Here is a 24638-nt window from a genome sequence, read left to right on the forward strand (position 1 = left end):
ACAGCGGTGCAGGCCGACGGAGGCGCCTCGCTCGGAGCGGCAAGTCCCTTCTTCGAACGCTGACCCCGTCCCGTCGAAGCCAACGGCCGGCCCGAGACGGCCCCCGTATTGCCGTCGCGGCGCTGCGACCCGGTCCACGCGGGCCCGCGGTCGCCGGGATCCCCGGTCAACCGCGGCCGGCGCGCAGCGCGAGGACCTGCTCCAAAGGCAGGGCGGGGACGACCACCCGTCGACCGTCCAGGCGCGTTTCCGTCGTCGTCGCGGTCGTCAGGGCGTTCAGCGCCGCCTCCTCCGTCGCCTCGATCGCCGCGACGAAGAGAGGGGACATCCGGTCGTTCGGCCAGTCCGCGACGCTCGCCATCGCCGCGCGCCGCTCCGGCGTACGGATCACGCCGGGATGGGTCGCGAAGGCGATGGCATAGTCACCGGAGCCGTCGGAGAAGGCGGCGCCCGTCCGTGCGATCCCCGCCATCGCGCGCCGCGCCAGGCGGTGCAGGTTACGGTCCGAGAGCGGCGCATCGGTGGCCAGCACGACGATGACGGAGCCATCCGCATCCGCCGCCTGCGGCAGGTGGTCGGAGAGGTAGAAACGGCGGAGCAGGCGCCCGACGGGCAGCCCATCCATCGTCAGCGCGCCGCCGTAGTTGGCCTGCACCGTCGCACCGACCGTCCAGCCGCCGTACGAGGCCGGCAGCATGCGGGACGCCGTGCCGATGCCACCCTTCCAGCCGAAGGCGACGGTACCCGTGCCCGCGCCGACGCAGCCTTCCGCGACGGGGCCGTCGGTGGCGGATGCCATGGCTTGCGACACGTGCTCCGCCGTCACCCCGCGGCGCCGGATGTCGTTCAGGCGGCCGTCATTCGTCTCACCGACAAGGGCGTTCACGCTGCGGACCCGTTCGTTGCCGGGCTGGGCAAGCGTCCAGTCCACCACCGCCTCCACCGCGCGGCCGACGGCGAGGGTGTTCGTCAGCACGACCGGCGTCTCGAGTTCCCCGAGCTCTTGCACCTGGGTCACGCCGGCCATCTTGCCGAAGCCGTTCATCGTGAACACCGCGGCGGGGACGCGGTGGGTGAAGGGGTTCTCGCGGTGGGGTAGGATGGCGGTGACGCCGGTGCGCGTCGCCTCGCCCTCATGCACGGTGATCTGGCCGACCCGCACTCCCGCGACGTCGGTGATGGCGTTCAGCGGGCCAGGCGGGAGGACCCCCGGCGCGAAGCCGATGGCGCGGGCTCGGGCGGGCGGTTGGGAAGGGACGGGCATGGCGCAGAACATCTACGATACCGACGCCTTCTTCGAGGGCTACGGTCGGCTGCGGCGATCCGTCCTGGGTCTGGACGGCGCGCCGGAATGGCCGGCCCTGCGCGCGATGCTGCCGCCGACGCGGGGGCTGCGCGTGGTGGACCTGGGCTGCGGCTTCGGCTGGTTCGCGCGCTGGGCCGCGGCGGAGGGCGCGGCGCGGGTCCTCGGCCTCGACCTGTCGGAGAACATGCTGGCCCGCGCGCGGGCGGAGACGGAGGACGCGGCCGTCGAATACGCGCGTGCCGACCTGGACGCGCTGGACCTGCCGGAGGCGGCCTTCGACCTCGCCTATTCGTCGCTGGCCTTTCACTACGTCAAGGATTTCGGGCGCCTCGCCGGCGTGATCGCCCGCGCGCTGGTGCCAGGCGGGATGCTGGTCTTCTCGATCGAGCATCCGATCTACATGGCCTCCTCCCGCCCGGGTTGGATGACGGCGGAGGACGGACGGTGCACCTGGCCCGTGGACGGCTACGCGCGGGAGGGGCGCCGCGTGACGGATTGGCTGGCGCCGGGCGTGGTGAAGCACCACCGCAGGCTCGGCACCACCCTCAACACGCTGGTCGGCGCCGGCCTCGCGATCCACCGGGTCGAGGAATGGTGCCCGACGCCGGAACAGGTGGCGGCGCAGCCCTCACTGGCGGAGGAAATGGAGCGGCCGATGATGGTCCTGATCGCCGCGGGGCGGTGAGAGCCGCTATTCCTCGATCCCGATGAGGATCTCGCCGCCCTCGACCTTCGCCGTGTAGGACTTCACGGGCACGGTGCAGGGCGCGCCCGCCGGCGATCCGTCGCGCACGTTGAACAGGCCCTGGTGCAACGGGCACTCGATCAGGTCGCCGTCGAGGTAGCCTTCCGACAGCCGCGCCGCCCCGTGGGTGCAGAGGTCGTCGGTCGCGAAGACCTCCCCGTCCACGAGGTAGAGGGCGAGGCTGCGTCCCTCGACGTTCGCGGCCAGGACGCCATCGGCGCCCTGCAGCTCGGCCAGCGCGGCCGCGCGGACGAACCGCGTCATGCGGGGTAGATGAGGGAGTTGGGGACCATCTCGGAGTCCATGACGACGATGCGCTCCTTCAGCCGCAGCCGGTCCCCATCCCGCACCAGCAGGTCGTGGGACACGCCGCAGAGCACGACCTCGCTCTGCTTGTCCACCAGGGTCTGGACCATCAGCACGTTCATGCGGACGCGCGTGCCCTCTTCCCCCTGCGACTTGATCCGCAGGCCGGAGAGGAAGCGCCGGTAGTATCGCGGCGCGTACATCTGCGTCCGCGTCAGGCCGGTGACGCGGTCCTGCAGCATGCCGCGCGATTCCGCCATCATGGTGCACAGGGCATAGCCGCGCTCGTGGTTCTCGCGCGGGATGACCTGGTAGGTGCAGTCGGCACAGAAGAAGTCCGGCCATTCCTCCAGGCGGACGTCGTCCAGCGCCTCGACGTAGTCGTCGTAGAAGGCACGGACTTCCTCCAGCGTCGGCGCCCGTTCGAGAACGGCGCTCACAGCCCCATCACTCCCCGCCAATAGCGGTACATGCCGCGGATGCCGACTTCCGTGACCATGTGGTCCACGCTGCCGTAGTCGCGTCCGCCCATGGCCACCAGCGCCGCGTCGCCCGGCGCGGCCGTCGCGATCCCCTGCTGCGACATCTCGATGACCTCGCCGTCATCGGCGGAGACGAACCCCGCGGGTCCGAAGAGGTTGGCCTGCCGCGTCCGGCGCCGCCGCATCTCCGCCGTGTCGTCGGCGTAGCACCAATGCGTCCAGTGGAAGTCGAAGGCGCCGGGGCCGGACGGCACGATCTGGCGGGTCGTGAGGGAGTTCACCTGCTGCTGCAGGATGACGGAGGGGAAGACGGTGATCATCCCGACCGTCTCCTCCCCCGGGAATTCCTGCACGACGTCGAGGATGCGCGGGTCGGCCAGGCGCAGGTCGCCCTGGAAGTTCTTCAGGTCTGCCGTGACGTCGTTCTTCACCTGCTCTCCCTTGCGGGAAATCAGGATGCCGTGGCGGCCATGCTCGTCATCCACCTCGGTCGCGCTCTTCTGGTCCGCGCGGAACAGGCCGAAGGTGACGAAGAACACGTGCAGCAGGCCCGCATGGTACGGGTCCTTGATGTTCTCCTGCATCAGCTTCCAGTTGCCGGGGATGCGCTGGCGGTTGTAGCCGAGCACCGCGAGCTTCCGCCCGTCATAGACGCGCGTGTAGTGCTTCCAGAAGCGTTCGCCGAGGTATTCGCGGAAGGCCGGCGTCGCGTCGCTGAACGTGGCCCAGACGACGCCGTTCACCTCCTCCACCCGCAGGCGGTTCAGGCCCCAGTCCTTCGGGTCGAAGTCCGGCGGCATGCCGCCCTGGCGCTTCACGCCGCGGCGGAAGGGCACGCCCATCAGGTTGCCGTTCAGCTCGTAGGCCCACTGGTGATAGGGGCAGAGCAGTTCCTTCGAGTGCCCGAACCGCGCCTGGCAGAACTTCACGCCGCGGTGGCGGCAGCGGTTCTCGACGACGCTGATCTCGCCGGGCGCGGACCGCACCATGACGACGGGCCGTTCGCCGAGCGTCGTCGTCTTCCAGTCACCGACCTCAGGGATCTCGCATTCCAGGCCGACATAGAGCCAGTGCGGGCCGTACCAGATCTTCTCGAGTTCGGCCTGGTACACCTCCGGGTCCGTATAGACCCAGTAGGGCACGCGCCCCGCGGCGTCCCGTGGCCAGGCGCGGTCCAACATGGGGTGGGCAGTGCCCGGGGCATCCATCGGTACGTCCATCGGGCGCCTCCCCCGGCGGTGTTCTGCGCCGCCTACTTGTCGTTCGTATTGTCGAATGTCAAACCCGTTCACCAACGCGGAATAGGGAGGAGCCGCCAGATGCGCGTCGTCATCGTGGGCGGCGGCCATGCCGGCGGCGCCGCAGCCATCGCCCTCCGCGACCTAAGCTTCGGGGGAGAGGTCACGATCGTGGGCGAGGAACCCGATCCGCCCTACGAACGCCCGGCGCTGTCGAAGGAACTGCTGACCGGTGCCGCCGCAGCCCCGCCGCCCGTCTGCCCCGACTGGACGGCGCGCGGGGTCACCCTTCGCCCGGGCCGGCGCGCCACCGCGCTGGACCGGCGTAACCGGATGGTCGCGCTGGACGACGGGGCGGCCCTCCCCTTCGACCACCTGATCCTCGCGACGGGCGGCCGCCCGCGGCGCCTGTCCTTCCCCCGCATCCCCGCGTCTTCACCCTGCGCGACACGGCCGACGCGCGGTCCCTCCGTGCCGCGGCCCTCGAAGCGCGTCGCGCGGTGGTCCTCGGCGGCGGGGTGATCGGGCTGGAGGCAGCGGCTTCCCTCCGCCATCTCGGCCTGGAGGTGGACGTGGTGGAAGCCGCGCCCCGCCTGATGGCCCGCAACGTGCCGGAGGACATGGCAGCACGCCTCGCCGCGATCCACGGGGATGCCGGCGTCCGCCTGCACCTGGGCCGCCGCGCCGCGTCGCTGACGCCGGATCCGCTGGGCGTGACGCTGGACGACGGGACGGAACTGCTCGCCGACGTCGTCGTGATCGGCATCGGGATCGTGCCGGAAACGACGCTGGCGGACGCCGCAGGTCTCGGCGGGCCGGACGGCATCCCCGTGGACGCGTCCTACCGCACTGCCGATGACCGGGTCTTCGCGATCGGCGACGTGGCCTCGGTGGACGGGGCGCCGCGGAACGAATCCTGGGCGCACGCCGCCTCCTCGGCCCGCGCCGCCGCGCGGGCGATCCTGGGGCTGGAGGCGGAGCCGCCCCCGATCCCCTGGTTCTGGACGACCCAGCACGGGCACACGCTGCAAGTCGCCGGCAATCCGATGGCGGCGGACCGGGTAGCGGTCGGCGGCACGGGCGCCTCGGTCTACCTGCGCGGGGATGTGCCGGTGGGCGTCGCCGCGCTGGACGCACCGCGGGATTTCGCCCGGCTGCGGCGCGGGCTCCGGGCCGCGTAGGGCCGATCCGCGCAGACCGATGCGTCCGCCCCCCTCCGGCAACGACTCAGGTCCATCGATGCGGACGATACGCGGCCCGGAACGAGCCTGAGGCCTGACCACGCAGCGTCCCCGCGGCAGCGCAGCCCCGCGTCCCGGCCGGCACGCGATATCAGGCCGCCAGCCCGTCCGGCCGGAGGCGACGGCGCACGCGATGCCGGCGAGACCGGGTGGGCCGGGAGCGATGCCGACGCGGCCGGGCGGGTTCCCCGGCTCCACGTCACGCCGATCATGCGGCCCGACCCCGTAACGCCTCCGTTCCGATCCACACGATCGCGTGGGGCGCGACGCACCCGCTTCCGGCCCCCGCCAAGCCTGCGCTACGCCCGCGACATGATCGCCCGCCGCACGGCGCTCGCCGCGCCGTTCCTCGCCCTGCCTGCCCTTGACCGCCCGGCCGTTGCGCAAGGTCGATACCCCGACCGGCCCATCCGCATCGTCTCCGCCTTCCCGCCGGGCGGCACGACCGACGTGCTCGCGCGGGCCCTATCGGCCAAATGGGCCGAACCGCCGCTCTCCGGCCAGGCGGTCGTGGAAAACCGCCCGGGTGGTGGCGGCTCGATCGGGACGGACTACGTCGCCCGCGCGGCGCCGGACGGCTACACGCTGGCCCTCGGCAACAACCAGACGCACGCAGCCAACGCGTCGCTGATCCCGAACCTGCCCTACGATCCCGCCTCCTTCGCGGCGGTCTGCTTCCTCGCCCGCGTGCCGCACGTGCTCGTCGTACCGGCGGCCTCGCCGGCGCGGGATGTGGCGGGACTCATCGCCATGGCGCGGTCCGGGACGAACCTGTCCTACGCCTCCTCCTCCGTCGGCTCCGCGGCGCACCTGATGGCCGAGACCTTCTCGCGCCGGCAGAACCTCAACGCGGTGCACGTGCCCTATCGCGGGGCGGCGCCGGCGGTCGCGGACCTCGTCGCGGGCGTTGTGCAGTTCTCCATGGCGACCTGGGCGAGCGTGGCGTCCCTCGTCGCGGACGGGCGGCTGCGGGTCCTCGGCGTCGGCGGCGACCGGCGCTTCACGGAGCTTCCGGATGTGCCGACGCTGCGCGAACAGGGCTACGACTACCTTTCCGCCGACGCCTGGTTCGGCCTCTTCGCGCCGGGGGGAACGCCGATGCCGATCCGGCAGACGCTCTACGAGGCGACCGAAGTCGCCCTGACCGACCCCGCCATCCGCGCGCGCCTCACCGCCGCGGGCTTCGGCGTCGAGACGATGCCGCCTGAGCCCTTCCAGGCCTTCGTCGCCGCCGAAATCCCCCGCTGGGCCACGCTGGTGCGGGAAGCCGGCGTCACCATCCGCGACTGACCCGCCCCCATTGATCCGCGCCGGTCCACCCGGCGCAACCACCCGCCCCCGCCGGGCGCTTCCCGGCAGAGCCGGAACGGAGAGGATCGTGCGCATCCTGGCGATCGGGCCGCGGCTCTACCTCGGCGACATCTGGCTTACCCTCATGCGCGAAGGCCATGAGGTCCGGGTGCATGCGGAGGAATACGACGACCGCGCCTTCGCCGGCTGGCTCGACCCCGTGCCGGACTGGCGCGCGCAACTGGATTGGGTCGGGCGCGACGGCATCATCGTCTTCGAGCGCATCGGCCGTGGCGCGATCCAGGACGAGCTGCGGGCGCAGGGCTACCGCGTCATCGGCGGTTCCGCCTTCGGGGACCGGCTGGAGGAGGAGCGGGCACTCGGCCAGCAGGTGCTGCGCGACGCCGGCCTGCAGGTCGCGGAGGCCCGGTCCTTTCCCGACGCGGCCGCCGCCCGCGCCTGGCTGCGCGACAACCCCGGCCGCTTCGTCCTGAAGCACGACGCGGTGGGGCGCACGACCTTCGTGGGCGAACATCCGCGCGGCCTCGACGTGGACTTCATGCTCGCGCGCACCGAGCGCGACCAGGCCGCGGCGGATGCCGACGACCCGAGGCGCGTGCTGCTGATGGAGCGCCTCTCCGGCGTCGAGGTCGGCATCGGCGCCTATTTCGACGGCCAGGACTTCCTCCGCCCCGCCTGCATCGACTTCGAACACAAGCGCTTCTTCGACGGGGAGCGCGGCGAGATGACGGGGGAGATGGGGACGCTGGCCTCCTACGAGGGCTCCGAACCACTCTTCGAAGCGACGCTGGCGCGCGTGGCTCCCGTGTTGCGGCGGGCCAGCCATGTCGGCTACGTCAACCTGAACCTGATGGTGGATGAGCGCGGCGTCTGGCCGCTGGAGTTCACCTGCCGCTTCGGCAACCCGGGCTTCGCCGTGCTGGCCGCGATGCAGCGCGACGGCTGGGGCGACCTGTTCGACCGCATGGCGTCCAAGGGAGGACGGGGCGGCGCCGGGACGTTCCCCACGGTGCCCGGCTGGTCCGTCTGCCTCGTCCTCACCATCCCGCCCTTCCCCGCGCACCATGAGCGCTGCGCGCCGGAGGAGGACGCGCCGGTCTTCTTCCTGCGGGAGCCGGCGGGCGAGGAGCTGCGCTACTACCACCCCGTGGACGTGCGGCGCGAAGGCCGGCAGATCCTGGCCATGCGCCGCTCTGGCAACCCTATGATCGTCACGGGCACGGGACCCACGGTCGAGGCCGCGCGCGCCGCCGCGATGCGCCGTGCCGAGAACGTCCTCATCCCCGAAATCCGCTGGCGCCGCGACATCGGCGAACGCTTCCTGGCCGGCGACCGCGATCGGCTGCGGATGCTGGGATGGCTCGACGGGCCTCGGGTGGATCCGGTGCGGCTGCGCTTTCCGGGAGACCGGGCGGCGGGAACGGTGCCGGCGTGACGAGGGTGGAGTAACCCCGGGGCCTGCCGCCCGGATCCTCCGCCGGGTCGTGAACGTATCCCCCGGCCGCCCCGGCCCTTCGGGGTCCGGGGTTGAAGAAGCGCCCTTCGCGCCCCCTCAACCGGAAACACCCAAGCAGATCGCGTTCCAGGAGCGCGCTCGCCCCTGGTTGGATGGCTCCGGGGAGGGCAAGGCACACCCCCGGGGCCACCCGCTCACCCCGGCACAGCCGCCCGCAGGACCGCCTCCAGCAGCCCCGGAAACCGCGCCTCGATCTCCGTCCGCCGCAGCGTGTTGATCACCTGCTTCCCGTCCGGACGGGACCGCACCAGCCCGGCTTCCCGCAGCACGCGGTAGTGGTTCGCCAGCGTCGATTTCGGCAGCCGCACCGCCCCGCAGGAATCCGTGCAGGACAGCCCCTCCGCCGCGCTGTCGAGGTTGCGGACCAGGGCCAGGCGGTCCGGGTCGGACAGGGCGTGCAGGACGGCAGCGAGGGGGACCGCCGCCACGTCCGGATGGGCGAACGGGCGCATGCCCGGGAGATATTGAGGCTTGCCCCCCGGTGCAACGTTCCCGGGCATCCGAACCGTCCGACGGGCGCCTGCCGCAGGCCAGGTCCGGGGTTCAGGCAGCCTCCGCCTCCAGCGGTTCCTGCACCCGCGCCTGGCGGAGCAGCAGGGCCGCCGCGTCGCGCAGGGTATGCGCTTCCGGGATCGTCTCCGCCTCCGCCTTCAGCGCCTGGTAGGTCGGGCTGTCCCGCGTCGCGCCCCAGAGGCCGACGACCGTCAGCGCCGCGGGGAAGCGCCGCCGCAGGCGCCGCAACGCATAGCGGGCCGAAGCGGCGCCGCTGCCGCCCTCGAGTGCCGAGAAGACGACCGCCCGCACCGAGGGATGGCGCGTCGCCAGGTCGGGATCCCGCAGCGCGTCGTTCGGCAGGGCCGCGACGCCGAAGCCACGCCGCGCCAGCACCTGGCCGAGCATCGCCGTCGCCTGCGCATCCAGCCGCCCGCGCCCGGCCACCAGCAGCACGGCCCCCGGCGTGGCCCAGCCTGGCGGCACCGCCTCGGTGTCGGCCTCGGGCGGCGCCGGCGGGTCGTCCGGCGCGACCGGCCCCTCGGTCACCGGCCCCTCGACCACGTCGTCCTCGTGTTCCGCGAGGTCGTCGAGGAGGTCGTCCACCCGCGCCCGCAAGGCGTCCAGGCGCCCCCGGTCCAGCACGCCGCGGGAGGCGTCCTCCTGCGCCAGGGCCAGCCCGCGCAGCGCCACCTCGTCGTAGTAGGTCGCGACGCGATGGGTCCGCAGGTGCAGGTCCGCCTGCTCCGCCAGCCCGTCCCCGTCGCCGGCAAGCGCTCGCTGATAGAAAGCCTCGGCGGGTTCCAGCGCCGCGCGGTCGCCCAGCAGCACGTCGAGGAACTCCAGCCGGTCCACATGCCGGCCGAGCACGACGAGCCCGACCGTCAGCGGCGTCGCCACCAGCAGCCCGACGGGACCCCAGAGCCAAGCCCAGAAGGCGGTGGCCAGCAGCACGGCGACCGGGGAGAGGCCGGTGGAATGGCCGTAGATCAGCGGCTCGAACACCTGGCCCATGATGGGTTCAGATACGGCGAAGAGCGCGACGACCCAGATCAGCATCGTCCAGCCCGGGTCCACCGCGACGGCCAGCAGCAGCGGGAAGGCTGCCGCGATGACGCCGCCGATGAAGGGCACGAAGCGCATCAGCCCCGCGACCATTCCCCAGAGCAGCGGGTTGGGGATGCCGATGGCCCAAAGGCCGATCGAGATGAACACCCCGAAGCCCGCGTTCAGTGCGACCTGGGCGAGGAAGAAGCGGGAGAGCCGCGCCGCCGCCTCGTTCAGCGCGGCGGTCGTGCGCTGGAGGTCGCGCGAGCCGATGAGCTTGATCAGGCGGTCCCGGAGGTCCTCCCGGTAGAGGAGGAGGAAGATGACGAGGACGACGACGATGCCCGTCGTCGCCACGGGCCCGAGGAGCGGCCCGATCACCCGCTGCATGAGGGTGAGGACGCCCGGCGCGGGCTCCCGGATCTCCACGGGCAGGGGCGGGGCGGCGGCGCCGGTTCCCGGGCCGGCCGGCACCTCCGCGCGGGGCCCCAGCCGTTCCCCGAGGTCGCGCAGCAGGTCTGAGGCGCGGCCCAGCAGCCCGCCCCCGCCGCCGAAGAGGCTGTCGAGCTTGCGGGAGACGGTCGCCTGATAGACCGGCAGTTCGTTCGCGAGGTCGGCAAGCTGCCGCCCCATCAGCACCGCGAAGGCCGAGATCATCCCGACCGCCAGCAGCACGGCCACGAGGACGGAGGCGACACGCGGTGCCCCCGCCTTGCGCAACGCCCGCGCCACGGGCGCCAGCACGAAGGCCAGCAGGATCGAGAGGACGAGCGGGATCAGCAGGTCCCGCGCGACGTAGAGGACCGCGACGATCGCAATGCCGACATAGACGAGGCTCGGCCCGCCCGCCGGCGCCGCGGCGGCGGGCACCTCGGCCGAGAAGCCCGGCGGGGCGGAAAGGCGGGCGCGCGGGGGCGTGTCGGACATCGGTGGTCGGGTGATCCGTCGGCAGGTGTGGAGCGTAGCCGGAAGCCGAACGCCGCGGCGGTCCTTTCGTCACAGCTTCGTCGGGGGCGCTCGTCACGGGGATCGCCCTCGCTTCTTAAAAGGAAGATTTAATAGAAGGTGGGGGTAGTTGGTGGATGCCTGTGGGGAATGGGGACGCATCCCCGTCCCCATCCGATCCGCAGCCTTGTCCACAGGCCGGAGCAGAAGGCGACTCGCGGAGTCTCCGACGAGTCGCCCCGTTCATCCCCGGATCGGGTGCGGCGGGCCGAGGATTCTATCCGCACGGGGACGGGATGTGCCTCCTCGTCCCCGGGACTCCTTCCCGTCCGGGGATCGGGCGGAATCATCCCCGTGACTCACGGACCCGTGCCGAGTCCTCCCCAGCGTCATTCCGGTCGGATGCCGTGGGTGCGGACCGTGCGGCCGTACTCCTCGGTCGCCCGGGCGAGGAAGGCGCGCAGCGCCTCCGGCCCCTCCGTCCGCCGCTCGCCGCCGAGGTCGGCGACGCGGGACGCGACGGCCGGCATCGCCAGGACGCCGCGCAGCTCGGCGGCCAGGCGCTCCACCACCGGGCGGGGCGTCGCGCCCTGCACCAGCACGCCCTGCCACGTCCCGGCATCCGCCATCGGCCAGCCCAGTTCCCGGAAGGTCGGCAGGTTCGGGACGGCCGGCAGGCGGGCCTCGCCGGACACGGCGATGCCGCGCATGGAACCGTTCGTGACGAAGGGCAGCGTCGCCGTCGCGCCGTTGACGATCAGGTCCGTCTCCCCCGCCGCGACGGCGGTCAGCGCCGGTGCCCCGCCGCGATAGGGCACCTGCACCGCGTTCAGCCCGAGATGTGCCGCGACCTCGACCGCCGTGAGGTGGTTCAGGGCGCCCACCCCCGAATTGGCGACGTTCAGCCCGCGCGGGTTGGCGCGTGCGAAGGCGGCCAGCGACGCGGCGTCAGTCACCGGCAGCCCGTTCCGCACCGCCAGCACGTAGGGCGCGAAGATCAGCATCGTGACCGGCGCCAGGTCGCGCGCCAAGTCGAAGGGCAGCCGCGGGAACAGCGATGGGTTGATCGCCAGCGCCCCGACATCCAGCAGCAGCAGGGTATGGCCGTCCGGCGGGCTCTTCGCGACGGCATCGGCGCCGATGTTGCCGGCGGCCCCGGCCCGGTTTTCCACCACGACGTTCTGGCCGATGGCGCGGGACAGTTCAGGGGCGATGAGGCGGGCCAGGATGTCGCTCGTCCCGCCCGGCGCGTTCGGGACGACGATGCGGAGGGTGTGGTCGAAGGCGGGCGGCGGAGCCTGCGCTCGCGCCCCGGTCGCGGATAGGGCGGCCGCCAGGCCGGCCAGGATGGGACGACGGTGCACGGCGGTCTCCTCCGGCGCCCCGTCCTTCGGCGCGGGGCTGCGGCGGACCGTAGGGGAAGCGCGGCGCGGGTGGGAACGGCGGCAGCGTCCGCGCCTGCCACGATGCGGGACGGTGGCCCGGCCCGCGCGGCCGGCCCGCCGTGCCGGCTCGTCGCCCCCGCCGCAGCGCGCTGGGTCCGGCCCGGTCCGTCGCCCTTTCCGTTACCGGCCGGCCGGGGTGTCCACCACGCGCCGGACGCCCGGCGCGGGTCCCGTGGTGACCGCCGGGCCGCCGCGGCCCGGAAGGGGCTGCATGGTCGCCAGGGCCCGCCGCGCCACTTCCGCGCCGAGCCGAAGCCCCTCGTTGTTCGCGGTCGGGAAATGCGCACCGGCCCAGAGGCGGCTGCTCGCGCATTCCGTCGCGGTCTGGGAGACCCGGCCGAAGCGCCGCCAGCGGTTGCCGGGGGCACCGACGCCGACGTACTCGATCGGCCCGAGGTCGCGGCCGAAGACGCCCACGATGGCCGTGGCCCCCGCCGAGCAGTCGGACGCGTGGCCAGACGGATGCTCGGGATGCGGCGGCGTCGCGAGGAACGGCGTCCAGGACGCGTCGCGCGGCACGCCGGGGGAGCCGAGGTTGATGGCGGTCACGGGGCGCCAGGAGGAGAAGCGCCGCTTCGCGTCCCAGGCGACCATGACGGAATCGGCCATCGCGACGCTGAAAACCGCCATGGCCCGCGCTTCCCCGTGCAGGTCCATCGGGTATTCGGCGAGGAGCCGGATGATCAGGTCGGCATAGCCACGCTGGACCGAGTGGTAGGCCCAGAAGGACGCTGCATCGGCCATGTCGTCGGTGCGGATGCGAGACTCCGAGCCGCCGATGATCCGCACCTCCTCGAGGTCGCCGAGGTAGCGGGGGCTGCCGACGGGGTTGGGAGGGTTCGGGACGATCGAGGCGGCGTCCTGCAGGAAGGGCCGTTCGCGCGGCATGAAGGCGCTGAGGTTGTCCGGGGGCGTCGGGCGCCACTGGCCGACGCCGAAGGCGCCGGGGAAGGGCTCGGGCGTGGTCGTCGGGTTGGGATAGGCGGCGAGGCGCGCACGGGCGATGGCGTTGCCCAGGCGGATGCCGGCCTGGACGCCGGGCCCCGGCGGTTCCGAGGCAATGGCCGCCCGGTAGATCGAGTCCGCCTCCACGGCCGCTTTCTCAGGATGGCGGGCGATCAGCACCTGGTAGGCGGCGGCCGCCATGGCGATGCGGGGGGAGGCGCCGCCCGGCGCGGGCTCGCCCTGGACGGGACGGGCCCAGCGCGCGAAGCGGGGCTCCGCCGCGTTCAGCGCATCGTGCATGGCGAGGTGCATGATCGCGCGGGTTCGGAAGTTGGGCCCGCCACTCCCCAGCCGGTCGGCGGCCAGCGTCCAGGCAGTGACCGGACTGCCCGGGAGCTCGTTCCCGCGACCCACCGTCCCGCCGTCCCCGGGGAACATCTGCGCCTGGGCGAAGGCGCCAGCTGGAGCGAGCGCCAGCAGCAGGGCGAGGAGCGCGGAGTACCACCGGCGGCCCGGTCGATGGGGCGCAGCGGGGCGGGGCGAGGGCAGACGGTCTTCCATGCCGCAGCATAAGATGACCCACCCCGCGCTGCGCAACGGGCGTTTCGGCCAGGTTGCAATGGAGACCTCCGCTACCGACAACAAGGGATGGTGCGGTCGGCCCCGCATGAGGCCCCGCATGAGGCATGGGGCTGCGCCGCGGGACGGAGCCGTGCGCGCGGGGCATGGCCCGAGCCTTCCGCGGGCCGTCCGTCCGGCCTATGGCGCGGCGATGACCGACGCCCCGCGCCCCATCCGTCGCGCCCTGTTGTCCGTATCCGACAAGACGGGGCTGGTGGAATTCGCCAGGGTCCTGTCCGGGGCCGGGGCGGAGATCCTTTCCACCGGCGGCACGGCGAAAGCCCTGCGTGACGCGGACGTGCCGGTCGTGGAACTTTCCGACCACACCGGCTTCCCGGAGATCCTCGACGGGCGGGTGAAGACCCTGGTTCCCCAGGTGCATGGCGGCGTGCTGTTCCGGCGCGACCTCCCGCAACACGCCGCGCAGGTCGCCGAGCACGGGATCGCGCCGATCGACCTGGTCTGCGTCAACCTCTACCCCTTCGAGGCGACGGTCGCACGCGGCGCGTCCTTCGACGACTGCGTCGAGAACATCGACATCGGCGGCCCCGCCATGATCCGCAGCGCCGCGAAGAACCACGCCGACGTCGTGGTGGTGACGGAGCCCGCGCAGCTCGCGGAGGTCGCGCGGGAGGTATCGGAGACCGGCGGCACCACCCATGCCACGCGCCGGCGCCTTGCGGCCGCGGCCTATGCGCGCACCGCGGCCTACGACGCGGCGATCGCGCGCTGGTTCGCGGGGCAGGAGGGGACGGACTTCCCCGAACGCCTCTCCCTCCCCGGCCTGCTGAAGCAAACGCTGCGGTACGGCGAGAACCCGCACCAGTCCGCCGCCTTCTACCTCGACGGCACGCACCGCCCGGGCATCGCGACGGCGGACCAAGTGCAGGGGAAGGAGCTGTCCTACAACAACCTGAACGACACGGACGCGGCCCATGAATGCGTCGCGGAGTTCGAGCGGCCGGCGATCGTCATCGTCAAGCACGCCAATCCTTGCGGCGTTGCGGAAGGCCAGGACCTGTCCGCGGCCTGGGACGCCGCGCTGCGCTGCGACCCCGTCTCGGCCTTCGGCGGCATCGTCGCGGCGAACCGGCCGTTGGATGAGGCGGCGGCGCGCCGGATCGCGGCGATCTTCACCGAAGTCGTCATCGCGCCGGATGCGGACGACGCGGCGCGCGCCGTCTTCGCGACGAAGAAGAACCTGCGCCTGCTGCTGGCGCGCGGCCTGCCCGACCCGGCCTCGCCGGGCATGACGTTCCGCAGCGTCGGCGGCGGCTTCCTGGCGCAGTCGCGCGATGCCGGGCGGGTTGCGGAATCCGACCTGCGCGTCGTCACGAAGCGCGCACCGACGGATCAGGAAATGCGCGACCTGCTCTTCGCGTTCCGCGTCTGCAAGCACGTGAAGTCCAACGCCATCGTCTATGCCAAGGGCGGCGCCACCGTCGGCATCGGCGCGGGGCAGATGAGCCGCGTGGATTCCGCCCGCATCGCGGCCTGGAAGAGCGAGGAGGCCGCGAAGGCCGCCGGCCTGCCCGAACCGCTCGCGCGCGGATCGGTCGTCGCCTCCGACGCCTTCTTTCCCTTCGCGGACGGGTTGCAGGCCGCCGCGGCGGCGGGCGCTACGGCGGTGATCCAGCCCGGCGGTTCCATGCGCGATGCCGAGGTGATCGCGGCGGCCGACGCGGCGGGGCTGGCGATGGTGCTGACGGGAATGCGCCACTTCCGGCACTGACCGCGGCCGGCACGGAAGCACCCCACGGACGCACCCCTTTCCCCTGCCGCGCGTTTCCCTCGCCCGCCCGATCGCGGGGACGGGGGAAGCGGATGGACAACGAACCGGAGGCGTTGCTCGCGGCACGCCTGATCGAGCGGGCGGCGGGGGCGCCGGGCGGCGTGATCCACCTCGCGCGCTCGCCCTCCCGCGCGGCGCGGCTGGCGGAGGCTGCGCGGGCGCTGGGTGAGGGCGTCGAGGTCATCCACCTCCCGGCCTGGGACTGCTTGCCCTACGACCGCGTGTCGCCCTCCGCCGCCGTGATGGGTGAGCGGATGGCGGCGCTGCACCGAATGGCCACGGCCCCCGGCCAGAGGCTGCTGGTGACCTCCGTCGAGGCCGCGGGGCAACGCCTGCCCGAACCCGCGCGCGCCGCGCCGCTGGTCCTGCGCCGGGGCGAAACGTTGGACGCGGAGGGCATGGCCGACGCGCTGCGCCGCCTCGGCTACGGCAGCGACGACGACCTCGTCGACTCCCCTGGCGAGTTCGGGCCGCGCGGCGAAGTCCTGGACGTCTTCCCCGCGCGCGAAGAGGCCGCACCGTACCGGCTGGAGGTGCAGGACGGCCGGATCGCGGCCATCCGCCGCTACGACCCCGTCACGCAGCGGAGCGAGGCGGAGAGCGAGGAGGTCGTCCTGCCGCCGGCCTCCGAAGTCGTCGCGCTGGCTGGGGAAGACCTGCCGGAGCGTATCCCCGGCCTGGAGCACGCGCTGGCGGCCCTGACCCCGCGCCTGGTCTCCGTCTTCGACCTCTGGCCGGAAACGGAGATCGTCGCCGAGCCCGAGTTCGAGGAGGCGCGCGATCGCCGCGCGGCGGAGGTCGCGGACGCCTTCCGCCTGCGCATCGCCGTCGGGGCGGAAGAGGGCGCGCCGGAGATCGTGGAGCCTGCGCGCCTGACGCTCGACGCCGCGGCATGGAAGGCGGCGCTGAAGGGGCGGAGGCTGATCCACGCCGAGGCGCCGGAGGAGGTGGAGCGCCCGGCCTTCCTGGAGGAAGACGAGCCGGAGGAGGCCTTCCTCGACCTCGTGGAACAGCGCAGCGCGGCGGGATGCCGCGTGGCGCTGGCCGGCGCGGGGGTGCGCGCGAACACGCTGTTCCGGCTCATGCGCCGCCGCCGTGGCCAGGCACCGGTCGAGGTGCCGGGCTGGCTGGCCTTCCGTGCCCTGCCGCCGGGAATTGTCGCCTGGCTCCGCGCGCCGCTGACCGAGGGCTTCGGGACGGAGGGGACCGTCGTCGTCGCGGCGGCCGAGGTGCTGCCCGCCCGCGCGCCGGGACGGGAACGGCTGCAGCGCGCCGCCTTCGGCGAGGCGACGCTGCGCCCGGGCGACGCCGTCGTGCATATCGAGCACGGCCTCGCCTCGCTGCGCGGCATCGAGGCGGTCGAGGCGCCCCCGCGCCGGACGGCACCGAGGTTCCCGCCGCCGAACACCTGCGGCTGGAGTTCAAGGACGGCACGACCCGCCTCGTCCCCGCCGAGGAAATCGACCGGGTCTGGCGCTACGGCGCGGAGGCGGAAGCCGTTACCCTCGACGCCGCGGATGGCCATACCTGGGCCAAGCGCCGGGAGGCGGTCGGCGCGGCGATCGAGGCGGCCGCGCGCGCGATGGCCGAGGCGGCGGAGGCACGCGATGCGCGCACGGCGACCATCCTGAAGCCGCCCCGGCGGGCCTACGCGCGCTTCGTCGCAGGCTTCCCCTACACGCCGACGCCGGACCAGGCGGCAGCGGCGGAGGACGTGCTGGCGGACCTCGCGCGCGGACGGCCGATGGACCGGCTGGTCTGCGGCGACGTCGGCTACGGCAAGACGGAGGTGATGTTGCGCGCCGCGGCTGCGGCAGTGCTCGCCGGCACGCAGGTCGCGGTCCTCGCGCCGACGACGGTGCTGGCGCGCCAGCATCTCGACACGTTCCGGCGCCGCTTCGCCGGCTTCGACGTGATGGTCGAGGGCCTTTCGCGGCTGACATCGGCGGCGGACGCCAGGCGCGTGCGCGCCGGGCTGAAGGACGGGTCCGTGCGGATCGTCGTGGGCACCCACGCCCTCCTGTCGAAGACCGTCGCCTTCAAGGAACTGGCCCTCGTCTGCGCCGATGAGGAACACCGCTTCGGCGCGAAGCAGAAGGCGGCGCTGCGCGCCATGGCGGAGGGCGTGCACTTCCTCGCCCTCACCGCGACGCCCATCCCGCGCACCCTCGGCGCCGCGATCACGGGTCTCGGCGATTTCTCGGTCATCGCGACGCCCCCGGCGCGGCGGCAGCCCATCCGCACCGCCGTCGCGCCGATGGACGACGCGTTGCTGGCGACCGCCCTGCTGCGCGAACGCAGGCGCGGCGGCCAGTCCTTCGTGGTGGTCCCGCGCATCGAGGACATGGCGCCGATGCGCGCCCGGCTGAAGGCGAACGTCCCGCGCCTGCGCGTGCTGGAGGCGCATGGCGACCTGCCGCCGGCGGAGGCCGACGACGCCCTCATCAGATTCGCCAACGGGCAGGCGGACGTCCTGCTCGCGACCTCCATCATCGAGAACGGACTGGACGTGCCGCGCGCCAACACCATGCTGGTCTGGCGGCCCGAGCGCTTCGGCCTGGCGCAACTGCACCAGATCCGCGGCCGCGTCGGGCGCGGCGGCGTGCGCGGCGCGATCTGGCTGCTGACAGACCCCGACGACCGGCCGGGCGAGACCGCGATGAAGCGGCTGCGCGCCCTGGAATCGCTCGACCGCATCGGCGCCGGCTTCGCGATCGCGGCGTGCGACCTGGACCTGCGCGGCGCCGGCGACCTGCTGGGGGAGGAGCAGGCGGGCCACCTCCGCCTGCTCGGCCTCGACCTCTACGCGCACCTGCTGGAGGACGCGCTGCGCGCCGCAAGCGGCCGCAAGCGCCGCGACGTGCTGCTGCCGCACGTCGTCCTGCCGACCTCCGCGCGCATCCCCGCGGACTACGTGCCGGAGGAAGCGCTGCGCCTGGAACTGCACGCGCGCGCCACGAACCTCCTGCGCCGCCACGACGCCGCGGGGATCGAGGACCTGGCCGCCGAGATCGCTGACCGCTTCGGCCCGCCGCCGCCGGAGGTCGAGGCCTGGCTCGACGTGCAGCGGCTGCGCGGCCGCCTCGCCCGCCTCGGCGTGGCGCGCATGGAGGTCGGACCGGCCGCCGCGGCTGCGTCCTTTTTCCGCGGCGTGCCGGAGGTGGAGTCGCCGCTTGAAGTCCGGAACGGCCGCGTCCTCCTGCGGCGCGGCGGCGAGGACGGGACGGCGGCGATCCACGCGGCCTGGGAACTGGCGGCGCGGCTGCACCGGTCGTTCCGCCGACGGGCGGTGCGGCACGCCGCCTGATCCCGCTGCCGATGCCCCGTGCCGCCGCGTGACGTCCGGGCCCGGAGCGGCGAAGAAGGGGCGTAGCAGGCGGGAACGCGACATGCGGACGATGATCGTGGGGTTCCTCGCGGGCGCGCTGTCCGTGGTGGTGGTGCACCAGGGCACGGTCTGGCTCATGGCGCTGGCGGGCTGGGTGCCGGCGGGCATCGCCTGGTCCACCGGCCCCGTCCCGCCCCTCGGCGTGCCGTTCATCGTCAACGCGATGTTCTGGGGCGGGCTCTGGGGCGTGGCCTTGGCGGTGTTGCTGGCGCGTACGCGGGCGCCGGTGTTGCTGTCCGGCTTCCTCCTCGGCGTCTTCGGGGCGGCGCTGGTCTCGCTTGCGGTCGTGGCGCCGCTGAAGGGGGTGCGGCCTTCGCGGGCGGGAATCTCCCGGGCGTCCTGCGCGTGGCCTTCATCAACGGCGCCTTCGGCTGGGGGGCGGCGCTCATCCTCCTGCCGCTGCTGCGGCCGCGACGGCTTGCGGCATCCGCCCCCGCGTGATGGCCTGCGCCCTCCCACAGGTCAGGATTCGCGGATGGCTTCCACCCTCGGGCGGGCGATCGTCATCGGTTTCGCCGCCGCCGTGCTCTCGGTGCTGATCTTCCATCAGGGGACGATCTGGGGGATGCGCGAGCTCGGCTGGATCAACGCCCGGCCCTGGAACCTCGCCACCCGCGTGCCGCCCTACGGCGTGCCGGTGTTGGTGAACCTCTGCTTCTGGGGTGGGCTCTACGGCATCGTCATCGGCGTGCTGTTGCGGATGACGCGCCTGCCGCCGCTGCTGACGGGCTTCGCCGTCGGCGCCTGCGCGGCGCTCGTCGGCTGGACCATCGTGCCGATGATCAAGGGCGGCGCGATGTTCGCGGGGGGCAACGCGAACGCGCTGCTGCGGGGCCTCCTGATCAACGGCGCCTTCGGCTGGGGGACGGCGCTGATCCTCACCACGCTGTCGCGCCGGCGCTGAGCGGGAGACGGCCGGATCAGCCGGCGACCTGCCGAAGGCCGGGGACGCGCTGCATCAGCCAGGTCGTGCCGCCCGAGAGGACGAGCAGCGCCGCCACGCCGAGCGGGATACCGATCCAGGGCCCGAAACTGTTCCAGGCCAGGCCGTTGCCCTGCAGCATGATGGTCAGAAGCAGCGGGTGGATCAGGTAGATCCCGAAGCTGATCGTTGCCCCGAAGCCCAGTACGGCGACGAGGCGCGGGGAGCGGGCGAGCCCCCGCCGTACCGGGCCGCTCGTCAGCAGGAGAAAGGTCGCGAGGGTCATCGCCACGACGTTCGGCGCGACGGGGTCCAGGAAGATCTCGACCAACGCCCCCGCCTTCTTCGTGAGTTGGAACGTCGGGAGGAGCGTCGCCAGCAGCCCCGCCGCGGCCACGGCGAGGCAGGCAGGGATCGCGCGCCCCTCGATCGCGACGTCGCGCAGCAGGCGCCCCGCCACGAAATAGCCGAGGAAGCCGACGGCCACCGGCACCTGCACGCCGATGACGTAGCCCGTACGCGACGCCACGATCGCTGCGACGCACACGCCGAACCAGAGCGCGAGGAAGTAGCCCGTCGCCCCGCGCCCCGCGCGTTCCGCGAAGGGTGCGAGGACGGGCGCGCAGAGATAGGCGCCGAGCAGCCAGTACAGGAAGGGCAGATGGTAGAAGCTGCTGCCGGCCAGCAGGCGCCGCAACGCCTCCGCCAGGCTGTCCGGCTGGCCGATCCGCCAGGCGCTGAAGGCGAGGTACAGGAGCGACCAGAACAGCAGCGGCACGACCACGCGGCGAACGCGCCGCGACAGGAACCGCGCGATGTCCACTGTCTTGCGCGTGTCCAGCAGCGCCGCGCCGCTCGCCATGAGAAAGAGCGGGACGGCGGTGCGGGAGGAACCGTTGATTGTCACCGCAGCCCACCAGTCGCCCCGCGGCACCTGCCCCCAGGCGTAGAGGCCGGAGGCCGAGACGTGGATCGCGAGCACGAGGACGACGCCGTAGCACTTGATCAGGTCCCATTCGGGACGCAGGCCCGCCCCCGGCGCGGCCGCGCTACTCACGGCGCCAGTAGACCGCGGCCCCGTCCACCTCGACCAAGGGGGCGGTGATGCCTTCCCGCGCGCGCCAGTCGTCGATCGCCTTCGCGCAGGCCGGCAGGATGTAGTCATCCACGACGACGAAGCCGCCGGGCGAAACCTTGTGGTACAGCGCCTCCAGCGCCTGCCAGGTGGATTCGTACATGTCGCCGTCCAGGCGTAGCAGCGCGATCCGCTCGATCGGCGCTGCGGGCAGCGTGTCCTTGAACCAGCCCTCCAGGAACCGGACCTGGCCGTCCAGCAGGCCGAAGCGCGCGAAGCTGGCGCGCACCTGATCCGCCGAGACGGCGAGGTCGGCCTGGGTGTGGTGGGTGTCGCCCGCATCGGCCGGGAAGGCCTCGGCGTCCGGTTCCGGCAGTCCCCGGAAGGAGTCCGCGACCCAGACGCGGCGGTCGCGGTCCCCATGGGCTTGCAGGATCGCGCGCATGTAGAGGCAGGCGCCGCCGCGCCACACGCCGGTCTCGACGAGATCGCCCGGGACGCCGTCGCGCAGCAGCGTCTCCAGCAGCGTGCGGATGTTGCGCATGCGCACGGTGCCGATCATCGTCAGCGCGTGTTCCGGCCAGTCGCGGCCGAGCATTCGCACGTTCGGGTCGTAGCCCGGGCCGGCGAAGGGCGAGATCGAGGCGTCGCCGAGGAGCGTCCCGGTCAGGATGCCCTCCAGCAGGTCGAGGTAGCGGTCCGCCCCGCCGCCGGCCGCGCCGGTGCCTGCCTGTCCGGTGCCAGCCTCGCCGGACAGGCGACGCACGCCTTCCTCCACGAAGGCGAGCTTCCCGAGGGCGCTGGAGGCCACGCTGTCGAAGCGGCGGTTCAGGCTGGTGTTCACCTCCGCCAGATGCGCGTAGGCCTTCGCCGAGGCCGCGAGCTGTTCGTGCAGCACGGCGACGGAGACGGAGAGCTCGCGGCTCCGCACCTCCGCGACCCGGCGCGCCTCCTCGGCGACGGCGGCGCGGTTCGCCTCGCGGTCGATGGTGCTGCGCGCCTCTTCCAGCACGTCGTCAAGCCGCGTGCCGAGGTGCTTCAGCCCTGCCTCCACGGACTGCACCTGCCCGTGCAGGGACCAGATCAGCGCCGGCGCCCAGCGCAGCCGGTTGTACGCGTGCACGGAACGCCGCGCGATGCCGATGAGCGGCCGCGCCGGCGTGCGGTCCAGGCGCGCCACGACCGCGCGGCGCAGGCGGACCGTGTCCGGCAAGTCCTCCCGCGGCGGCGGGATCTGCGCCGCCGGGCTGTCGTAGTCGAAGGGTTCCGGCGGGGCGGCGGGGGTCAGCGCCTCCATCGTCGTCCCGAAGAAGGACAGCGCGCGCTCCCGCATCCGCTCTAGCGTGAAGTCCTCGAGGAAAGCCCGGTGCCCGGCCTCTGCCAGCGCAGCGTAGTGGGCGGGGTCCGTCGCCAGGCGTTCCAGCGCGTTGTGCACGTTCGCCGCGCCGGAGCCGAGGGTGACGACGCCCGCCTTGCGCTCCGTCAGGTACTTCGCCGGCGCGGCGAAGGACGGCCCGTGGAACAGCACGGGGCGCCCGGCCGCGAGGTAGGAGACGAGTTTCGACGGAAAGGAAAGACGCGAGACCTCCGCCATGTCCTCGGCGAAGGGGTAAGGGCAGAACAGCACGTCGGCATCCCCCGACAGGATACGGATCGCCTCCTCCTGCGGCACCCAGCCGAGGAAGCGAGACCGGCCCTTCGGGATCGGCGAGTCCGGGACGGCATGGCCCAGCACCAGGAGGCTCACCGAACGCCCGCCGACGGTCCAGTCCGTCGCGTTCAGCGCGCGGACGAGCGTCTGCCACTCCGCGTCCGCGTAGAACTGCCCGGCCATGCCGACCACCATCTCCCCGTCCCGCCGCATCCGCGGCTCCGGCGCGAAGGAACGGCCGCGGTCGTGGCAGGCGATGAGCGCGATGCTGCGCACGCCGTAGATCCGCTCGTACTCCGCCGACATCGCGTTGGACGCGGTGGCGACGGCTCGGCTGCGGCGGATCGTCGCGTCGAACTCGGCCTGCATCGCGCGGCCGGTCCAGCGGTCCACGTGGTGCGCCTTGAGCCACCAGGCCAGCGGGTCCCAGACATGGGTGTGGAGCGGCCCCCCAGCGCGTCGGCGACCCGCGAGGCCAGGCGGACCATCGTCTGGCCTTCCAGCACCGCCCAGACGGTGTCGCAGCCGTGGCGGCGCGCGAAGGCGACGGCCTGGTCCACGATGGGGGGATCGCGACCCTCTCCCGCGTCCGCTCCGCGACGAAGGACCGGACCTCGCGCAGCCGCGTGCCGGGCGACGCACCGGCTTCGCGCGGCTTCGCCGCGTATTCCAGCGGCATCCAGTCCAGCGCGGGGTCGAGGGCAACGTTCTGCAGTTCCGGGTTCAGCGCGCAGAAGCAGGCGACGCTGCCGGGCGGCAGGACCCCGACAATCTGCGACAGCACGATCCCCGCCGTGTAGTTCGTGCAGGGCGGCATGTCCGTCAGCAGCAGGATCTTCATGCGGCGGCGTCCATCGGGGCTGCGCGTTCGCCCGTGTCGTCTCGTCGGGCCTTGGCGCGGTAGAGGTCCGCGAGGCGATCGGCATAGAGATCGGCCGAGTAGTGCCGTTCGGCCAGCTCGCGCGCGCGGCGCCCGCGGGCCAGCCGATCCGCCTCGTCCGTCGCGAGGTACTGCACGGCCGCCGCCAGGGCCGCGACGTCGCGCAGCGGCACGGCGATGCCGCATTCCGGCGCGAAGGTGACCTCCGGCAGCGCCGTGCCCTCGAAGACGACGACGGGCTTGCCGCAGGCCATGGCTTCCACCGCCATCATCCCGAAGGCCTCGCCGGTCGAGGGCATGGCGAAGAGATCGGCGGCGGCATAGGCCCGGATCAGCGCCTCCTCGTCGTTCGACCAGTCCAGGCTGACGATGCGGTGTCGCCCGATCAGCCGGTCGAAGGCGCCGTCATCCTGCATCAGCAGCAGCGTGATCGGCGCCGTCACCGCCTCCAGCGCCTGCACGAGTTCCGCGGTGCCCTTCAGCGGGCTGCCGAAGCCGCGCACGGCGACGACGACGTCGTCCGGACGGATGCCCAGCGCGGCGCGGGCCGGCGCGGGGTCGCGCGGCGCGAAGCGCGAGAGGTCCACGCCGAAGGGAACATGATGCAGACGTGCGCCCCGTGCCATCGGGGATGCCTCGGCCATCCGCATCATCCAGCGCGACGCCAGCACGATGTCTGCACGCGTCGCGTTGACGATGCGGCGCTTGACCGCGAAGGACCGCGCGGTGTTGTCGAAGGCCATCTCGAAGGGCCGGCGCAGGTCAGGGCAGGCGCCGCAGCCCGTGCGCCAGCGGCCGCACTCGATCGGGTGCATGCAGTGGCCCGTCATGATCCAGGGGTCGTGCCAGGTCCAGACGCTCGGCTTCAGGCGCGTGAGCAGCGGCAGCGCCGCGATGCTGAAGAAGCCGTCATGGATGACGTGGTAGTGCACGACGTCGGCCCGGCGGAACGCTCGGTGCGCCGGAAGACCGAGGCTGTGCGCCTGGAACAGCGCGTGGTGCCCGCGCCGGTATTCCGCCCGCGACGCCGCCGCGACGAAGCGCCGGCTGCCCGGATAGTCCAGGATGCGCGTCACCGCCGGGTCGTCCGAGAGCGGATCGAAGACGAGATGCCGGGACTCGATCCCGCGCTCCGCCAGGAGGTGGCGGACGGAGAAGCCCGTGAAGCGGCCCCCCATGAGGTCGGAACGGGTGACCTGTGCGACCTGGATCATGCTGTACGGGAACCGAACGGGCCTTGGAACGCGTCGTGCCGTCCCACGTGATCCGGCGCGGAGTCTTTAGGCGGGC

At 73.1% G+C, this 24638-nt stretch carries 21 protein-coding genes; 10 read left to right on the forward strand and 11 right to left on the reverse strand.

The window, feature by feature from the left end:
• Nucleotides 1–166: 166 nt before the first annotated feature.
• Entirely contained in the window at nucleotides 167–1264 is a 1098-nt protein-coding gene (locus ACE7GA_RS08775; RefSeq protein WP_376098525.1) for a P1 family peptidase, read from the reverse strand.
• Between ACE7GA_RS08775 and ACE7GA_RS08780 the strand changes: the two genes are divergently transcribed.
• Nucleotides 1263–1991 (forward strand): class I SAM-dependent methyltransferase, encoded by a 729-nt coding sequence (locus ACE7GA_RS08780; RefSeq protein ID WP_376098528.1) that lies wholly within the window; start codon nucleotides 1263–1265, stop codon nucleotides 1989–1991. The genes ACE7GA_RS08775 and ACE7GA_RS08780 overlap by 2 nt on opposite strands.
• Before the next feature lie 6 nt (nucleotides 1992–1997).
• Here ACE7GA_RS08780 and ACE7GA_RS08785 read toward each other — a convergent pair whose 3' ends face one another.
• The 3 genes from ACE7GA_RS08785 to ACE7GA_RS08795 are packed head-to-tail and all read right to left on the reverse strand — an operon-like array spanning nucleotide 1998 to nucleotide 4059.
• Complete coding sequence (locus ACE7GA_RS08785) at nucleotides 1998–2315, reverse strand: non-heme iron oxygenase ferredoxin subunit (protein ID WP_376098531.1); 318 nt, start codon at nucleotides 2313–2315, stop codon at nucleotides 1998–2000.
• Nucleotides 2312–2797: an aromatic-ring-hydroxylating dioxygenase subunit beta gene (locus ACE7GA_RS08790; RefSeq protein ID WP_376098534.1), complete on the reverse strand. Its 486-nt coding sequence runs from the start codon at nucleotides 2795–2797 to the stop codon at nucleotides 2312–2314. The genes ACE7GA_RS08785 and ACE7GA_RS08790 overlap by 4 nt, the downstream gene beginning before the upstream one ends.
• Entirely contained in the window at nucleotides 2794–4059 is a 1266-nt protein-coding gene (locus ACE7GA_RS08795; protein ID WP_376098537.1) for an aromatic ring-hydroxylating dioxygenase subunit alpha, read from the reverse strand. The genes ACE7GA_RS08790 and ACE7GA_RS08795 overlap by 4 nt, the downstream gene beginning before the upstream one ends.
• Nucleotides 4060–4158: 99 nt before the next feature.
• Between ACE7GA_RS08795 and ACE7GA_RS08800 the strand changes: the two genes are divergently transcribed.
• The 4 genes from ACE7GA_RS08800 (at nucleotide 4159) to ACE7GA_RS08815 (ending at nucleotide 8064) form a co-directional block, all read left to right on the forward strand.
• Entirely contained in the window at nucleotides 4159–4599 is a 441-nt protein-coding gene (locus ACE7GA_RS08800; protein ID WP_376098541.1) for an FAD-dependent oxidoreductase, read from the forward strand.
• On the forward strand, nucleotides 4518–5258 hold the full coding sequence (locus tag ACE7GA_RS08805; protein ID WP_376100181.1) for an FAD-dependent oxidoreductase: 741 nt from the start codon (nucleotides 4518–4520) through the stop codon (nucleotides 5256–5258). The genes ACE7GA_RS08800 and ACE7GA_RS08805 overlap by 82 nt, the downstream gene beginning before the upstream one ends.
• 372 nt (nucleotides 5259–5630) lie before the next feature.
• Nucleotides 5631–6608: a Bug family tripartite tricarboxylate transporter substrate binding protein gene (locus ACE7GA_RS08810; RefSeq protein WP_376098543.1), complete on the forward strand. Its 978-nt coding sequence runs from the start codon at nucleotides 5631–5633 to the stop codon at nucleotides 6606–6608.
• An 88-nt stretch (nucleotides 6609–6696) separates the two neighbouring features.
• Complete coding sequence (locus ACE7GA_RS08815; protein ID WP_376098545.1) at nucleotides 6697–8064, forward strand: hypothetical protein; 1368 nt, start codon at nucleotides 6697–6699, stop codon at nucleotides 8062–8064.
• Between the two features lie 215 nt (nucleotides 8065–8279).
• Here ACE7GA_RS08815 and ACE7GA_RS08820 read toward each other — a convergent pair whose 3' ends face one another.
• The 4 genes from ACE7GA_RS08820 to ACE7GA_RS08835 all read right to left on the reverse strand — a co-directional run bounded on the left by ACE7GA_RS08820 (nucleotide 8280) and on the right by ACE7GA_RS08835 (nucleotide 13580).
• Nucleotides 8280–8597, reverse strand: a complete 318-nt coding sequence (locus ACE7GA_RS08820; protein ID WP_376098547.1) for an ArsR/SmtB family transcription factor — start codon at nucleotides 8595–8597, stop codon at nucleotides 8280–8282.
• 91 nt (nucleotides 8598–8688) lie between these two features.
• A complete protein-coding gene (locus ACE7GA_RS08825) occupies nucleotides 8689–10611 on the reverse strand; it encodes an AI-2E family transporter (RefSeq protein WP_376098551.1) in 1923 nt (640 codons plus the stop codon).
• Nucleotides 10612–11018: 407 nt separating this feature from the next.
• Entirely contained in the window at nucleotides 11019–11993 is a 975-nt protein-coding gene (locus ACE7GA_RS08830) for a Bug family tripartite tricarboxylate transporter substrate binding protein (protein ID WP_376098554.1), read from the reverse strand.
• Nucleotides 11994–12194: 201 nt separating this feature from the next.
• Nucleotides 12195–13580: a vanadium-dependent haloperoxidase gene (locus ACE7GA_RS08835; RefSeq protein ID WP_376098558.1), complete on the reverse strand. Its 1386-nt coding sequence runs from the start codon at nucleotides 13578–13580 to the stop codon at nucleotides 12195–12197.
• A 211-nt stretch (nucleotides 13581–13791) separates the two neighbouring features.
• Between ACE7GA_RS08835 and purH the strand changes: the two genes are divergently transcribed.
• From purH to ACE7GA_RS08855, 4 genes are all read left to right on the forward strand, one after another.
• Nucleotides 13792–15372 carry a bifunctional phosphoribosylaminoimidazolecarboxamide formyltransferase/IMP cyclohydrolase gene (gene purH / locus ACE7GA_RS08840; RefSeq protein ID WP_376098561.1) on the forward strand — a complete coding sequence of 527 codons (1581 nt, stop codon included), beginning with the start codon at nucleotides 13792–13794 and terminating at the stop codon, nucleotides 15370–15372.
• A gap of 92 nt (nucleotides 15373–15464) precedes the next feature.
• Nucleotides 15465–17063, forward strand: coding sequence for a hypothetical protein (locus ACE7GA_RS08845; RefSeq protein ID WP_376098564.1), 1599 nt, complete (start codon nucleotides 15465–15467; stop codon nucleotides 17061–17063).
• Complete coding sequence (locus tag ACE7GA_RS08850; protein WP_376098567.1) at nucleotides 17015–18739, forward strand: DEAD/DEAH box helicase; 1725 nt, start codon at nucleotides 17015–17017, stop codon at nucleotides 18737–18739. The genes ACE7GA_RS08845 and ACE7GA_RS08850 overlap by 49 nt, the downstream gene beginning before the upstream one ends.
• Before the next feature lie 82 nt (nucleotides 18740–18821).
• A complete protein-coding gene (locus ACE7GA_RS08855) occupies nucleotides 18822–19724 on the forward strand; it encodes a hypothetical protein (protein ID WP_376098570.1) in 903 nt (300 codons plus the stop codon).
• 16 nt (nucleotides 19725–19740) lie between these two features.
• Here the strand turns inward: ACE7GA_RS08855 and ACE7GA_RS08860 are convergent, their stop codons facing one another.
• Both ACE7GA_RS08860 and ACE7GA_RS08865 read right to left on the reverse strand, forming a co-directional pair.
• Complete coding sequence (locus ACE7GA_RS08860; RefSeq protein ID WP_376098573.1) at nucleotides 19741–20799, reverse strand: acyltransferase; 1059 nt, start codon at nucleotides 20797–20799, stop codon at nucleotides 19741–19743.
• Nucleotides 20792–22861, reverse strand: coding sequence for a TylF/MycF/NovP-related O-methyltransferase (locus ACE7GA_RS08865; protein ID WP_376098575.1), 2070 nt, complete (start codon nucleotides 22859–22861; stop codon nucleotides 20792–20794). The genes ACE7GA_RS08860 and ACE7GA_RS08865 overlap by 8 nt, the downstream gene beginning before the upstream one ends.
• Nucleotides 22862–22995: 134 nt before the next feature.
• Here ACE7GA_RS08865 and ACE7GA_RS08870 point away from each other — a divergent pair, with 134 nt between their 5' ends.
• Nucleotides 22996–23268 (forward strand): hypothetical protein, encoded by a 273-nt coding sequence (locus tag ACE7GA_RS08870; RefSeq protein WP_376098577.1) that lies wholly within the window; start codon nucleotides 22996–22998, stop codon nucleotides 23266–23268.
• Between the two features lie 37 nt (nucleotides 23269–23305).
• Here ACE7GA_RS08870 and ACE7GA_RS08875 read toward each other — a convergent pair whose 3' ends face one another.
• Nucleotides 23306–24562 (reverse strand): glycosyltransferase, encoded by a 1257-nt coding sequence (locus tag ACE7GA_RS08875; RefSeq protein ID WP_376098579.1) that lies wholly within the window; start codon nucleotides 24560–24562, stop codon nucleotides 23306–23308.
• Nucleotides 24563–24638 lie beyond the last annotated feature (76 nt).

Source organism: Roseomonas sp. CCTCC AB2023176 (assembly GCF_042259275.1).
GTDB lineage: Bacteria > Pseudomonadota > Alphaproteobacteria > Acetobacterales > Acetobacteraceae > Roseomonas.

Bases quoted from the DNA above. Each gene is read 5' to 3' on its own strand.
- purH (WP_376098561.1), top strand. From the start codon at position 13,792: ATGACCGACGCCCCGCGCCCCATCCGTCGCGCCCTGTTGTCCGTATCC.
- ACE7GA_RS08775 (WP_376098525.1), bottom strand. From the start codon at position 1,264: ATGCCCGTCCCTTCCCAACCGCCCGCCCGAGCCCGCGCCATCGGCTTC.
- ACE7GA_RS08780 (WP_376098528.1), top strand. From the start codon at position 1,263: ATGGCGCAGAACATCTACGATACCGACGCCTTCTTCGAGGGCTACGGT.
- ACE7GA_RS08835 (WP_376098558.1), bottom strand. From the start codon at position 13,580: ATGGAAGACCGTCTGCCCTCGCCCCGCCCCGCTGCGCCCCATCGACCG.
- ACE7GA_RS08785 (WP_376098531.1), bottom strand. From the start codon at position 2,315: ATGACGCGGTTCGTCCGCGCGGCCGCGCTGGCCGAGCTGCAGGGCGCC.
- ACE7GA_RS08875 (WP_376098579.1), bottom strand. From the start codon at position 24,562: ATGATCCAGGTCGCACAGGTCACCCGTTCCGACCTCATGGGGGGCCGC.
- ACE7GA_RS08810 (WP_376098543.1), top strand. From the start codon at position 5,631: ATGATCGCCCGCCGCACGGCGCTCGCCGCGCCGTTCCTCGCCCTGCCT.
- ACE7GA_RS08855 (WP_376098570.1), top strand. From the start codon at position 18,822: ATGCGGACGATGATCGTGGGGTTCCTCGCGGGCGCGCTGTCCGTGGTG.
- ACE7GA_RS08825 (WP_376098551.1), bottom strand. From the start codon at position 10,611: ATGTCCGACACGCCCCCGCGCGCCCGCCTTTCCGCCCCGCCGGGCTTC.
- ACE7GA_RS08800 (WP_376098541.1), top strand. From the start codon at position 4,159: ATGCGCGTCGTCATCGTGGGCGGCGGCCATGCCGGCGGCGCCGCAGCC.
- ACE7GA_RS08820 (WP_376098547.1), bottom strand. From the start codon at position 8,597: ATGCGCCCGTTCGCCCATCCGGACGTGGCGGCGGTCCCCCTCGCTGCC.
- ACE7GA_RS08850 (WP_376098567.1), top strand. From the start codon at position 17,015: ATGGCCGAGGCGGCGGAGGCACGCGATGCGCGCACGGCGACCATCCTG.
- ACE7GA_RS08845 (WP_376098564.1), top strand. From the start codon at position 15,465: ATGGACAACGAACCGGAGGCGTTGCTCGCGGCACGCCTGATCGAGCGG.
- ACE7GA_RS08795 (WP_376098537.1), bottom strand. From the start codon at position 4,059: ATGGACGTACCGATGGATGCCCCGGGCACTGCCCACCCCATGTTGGAC.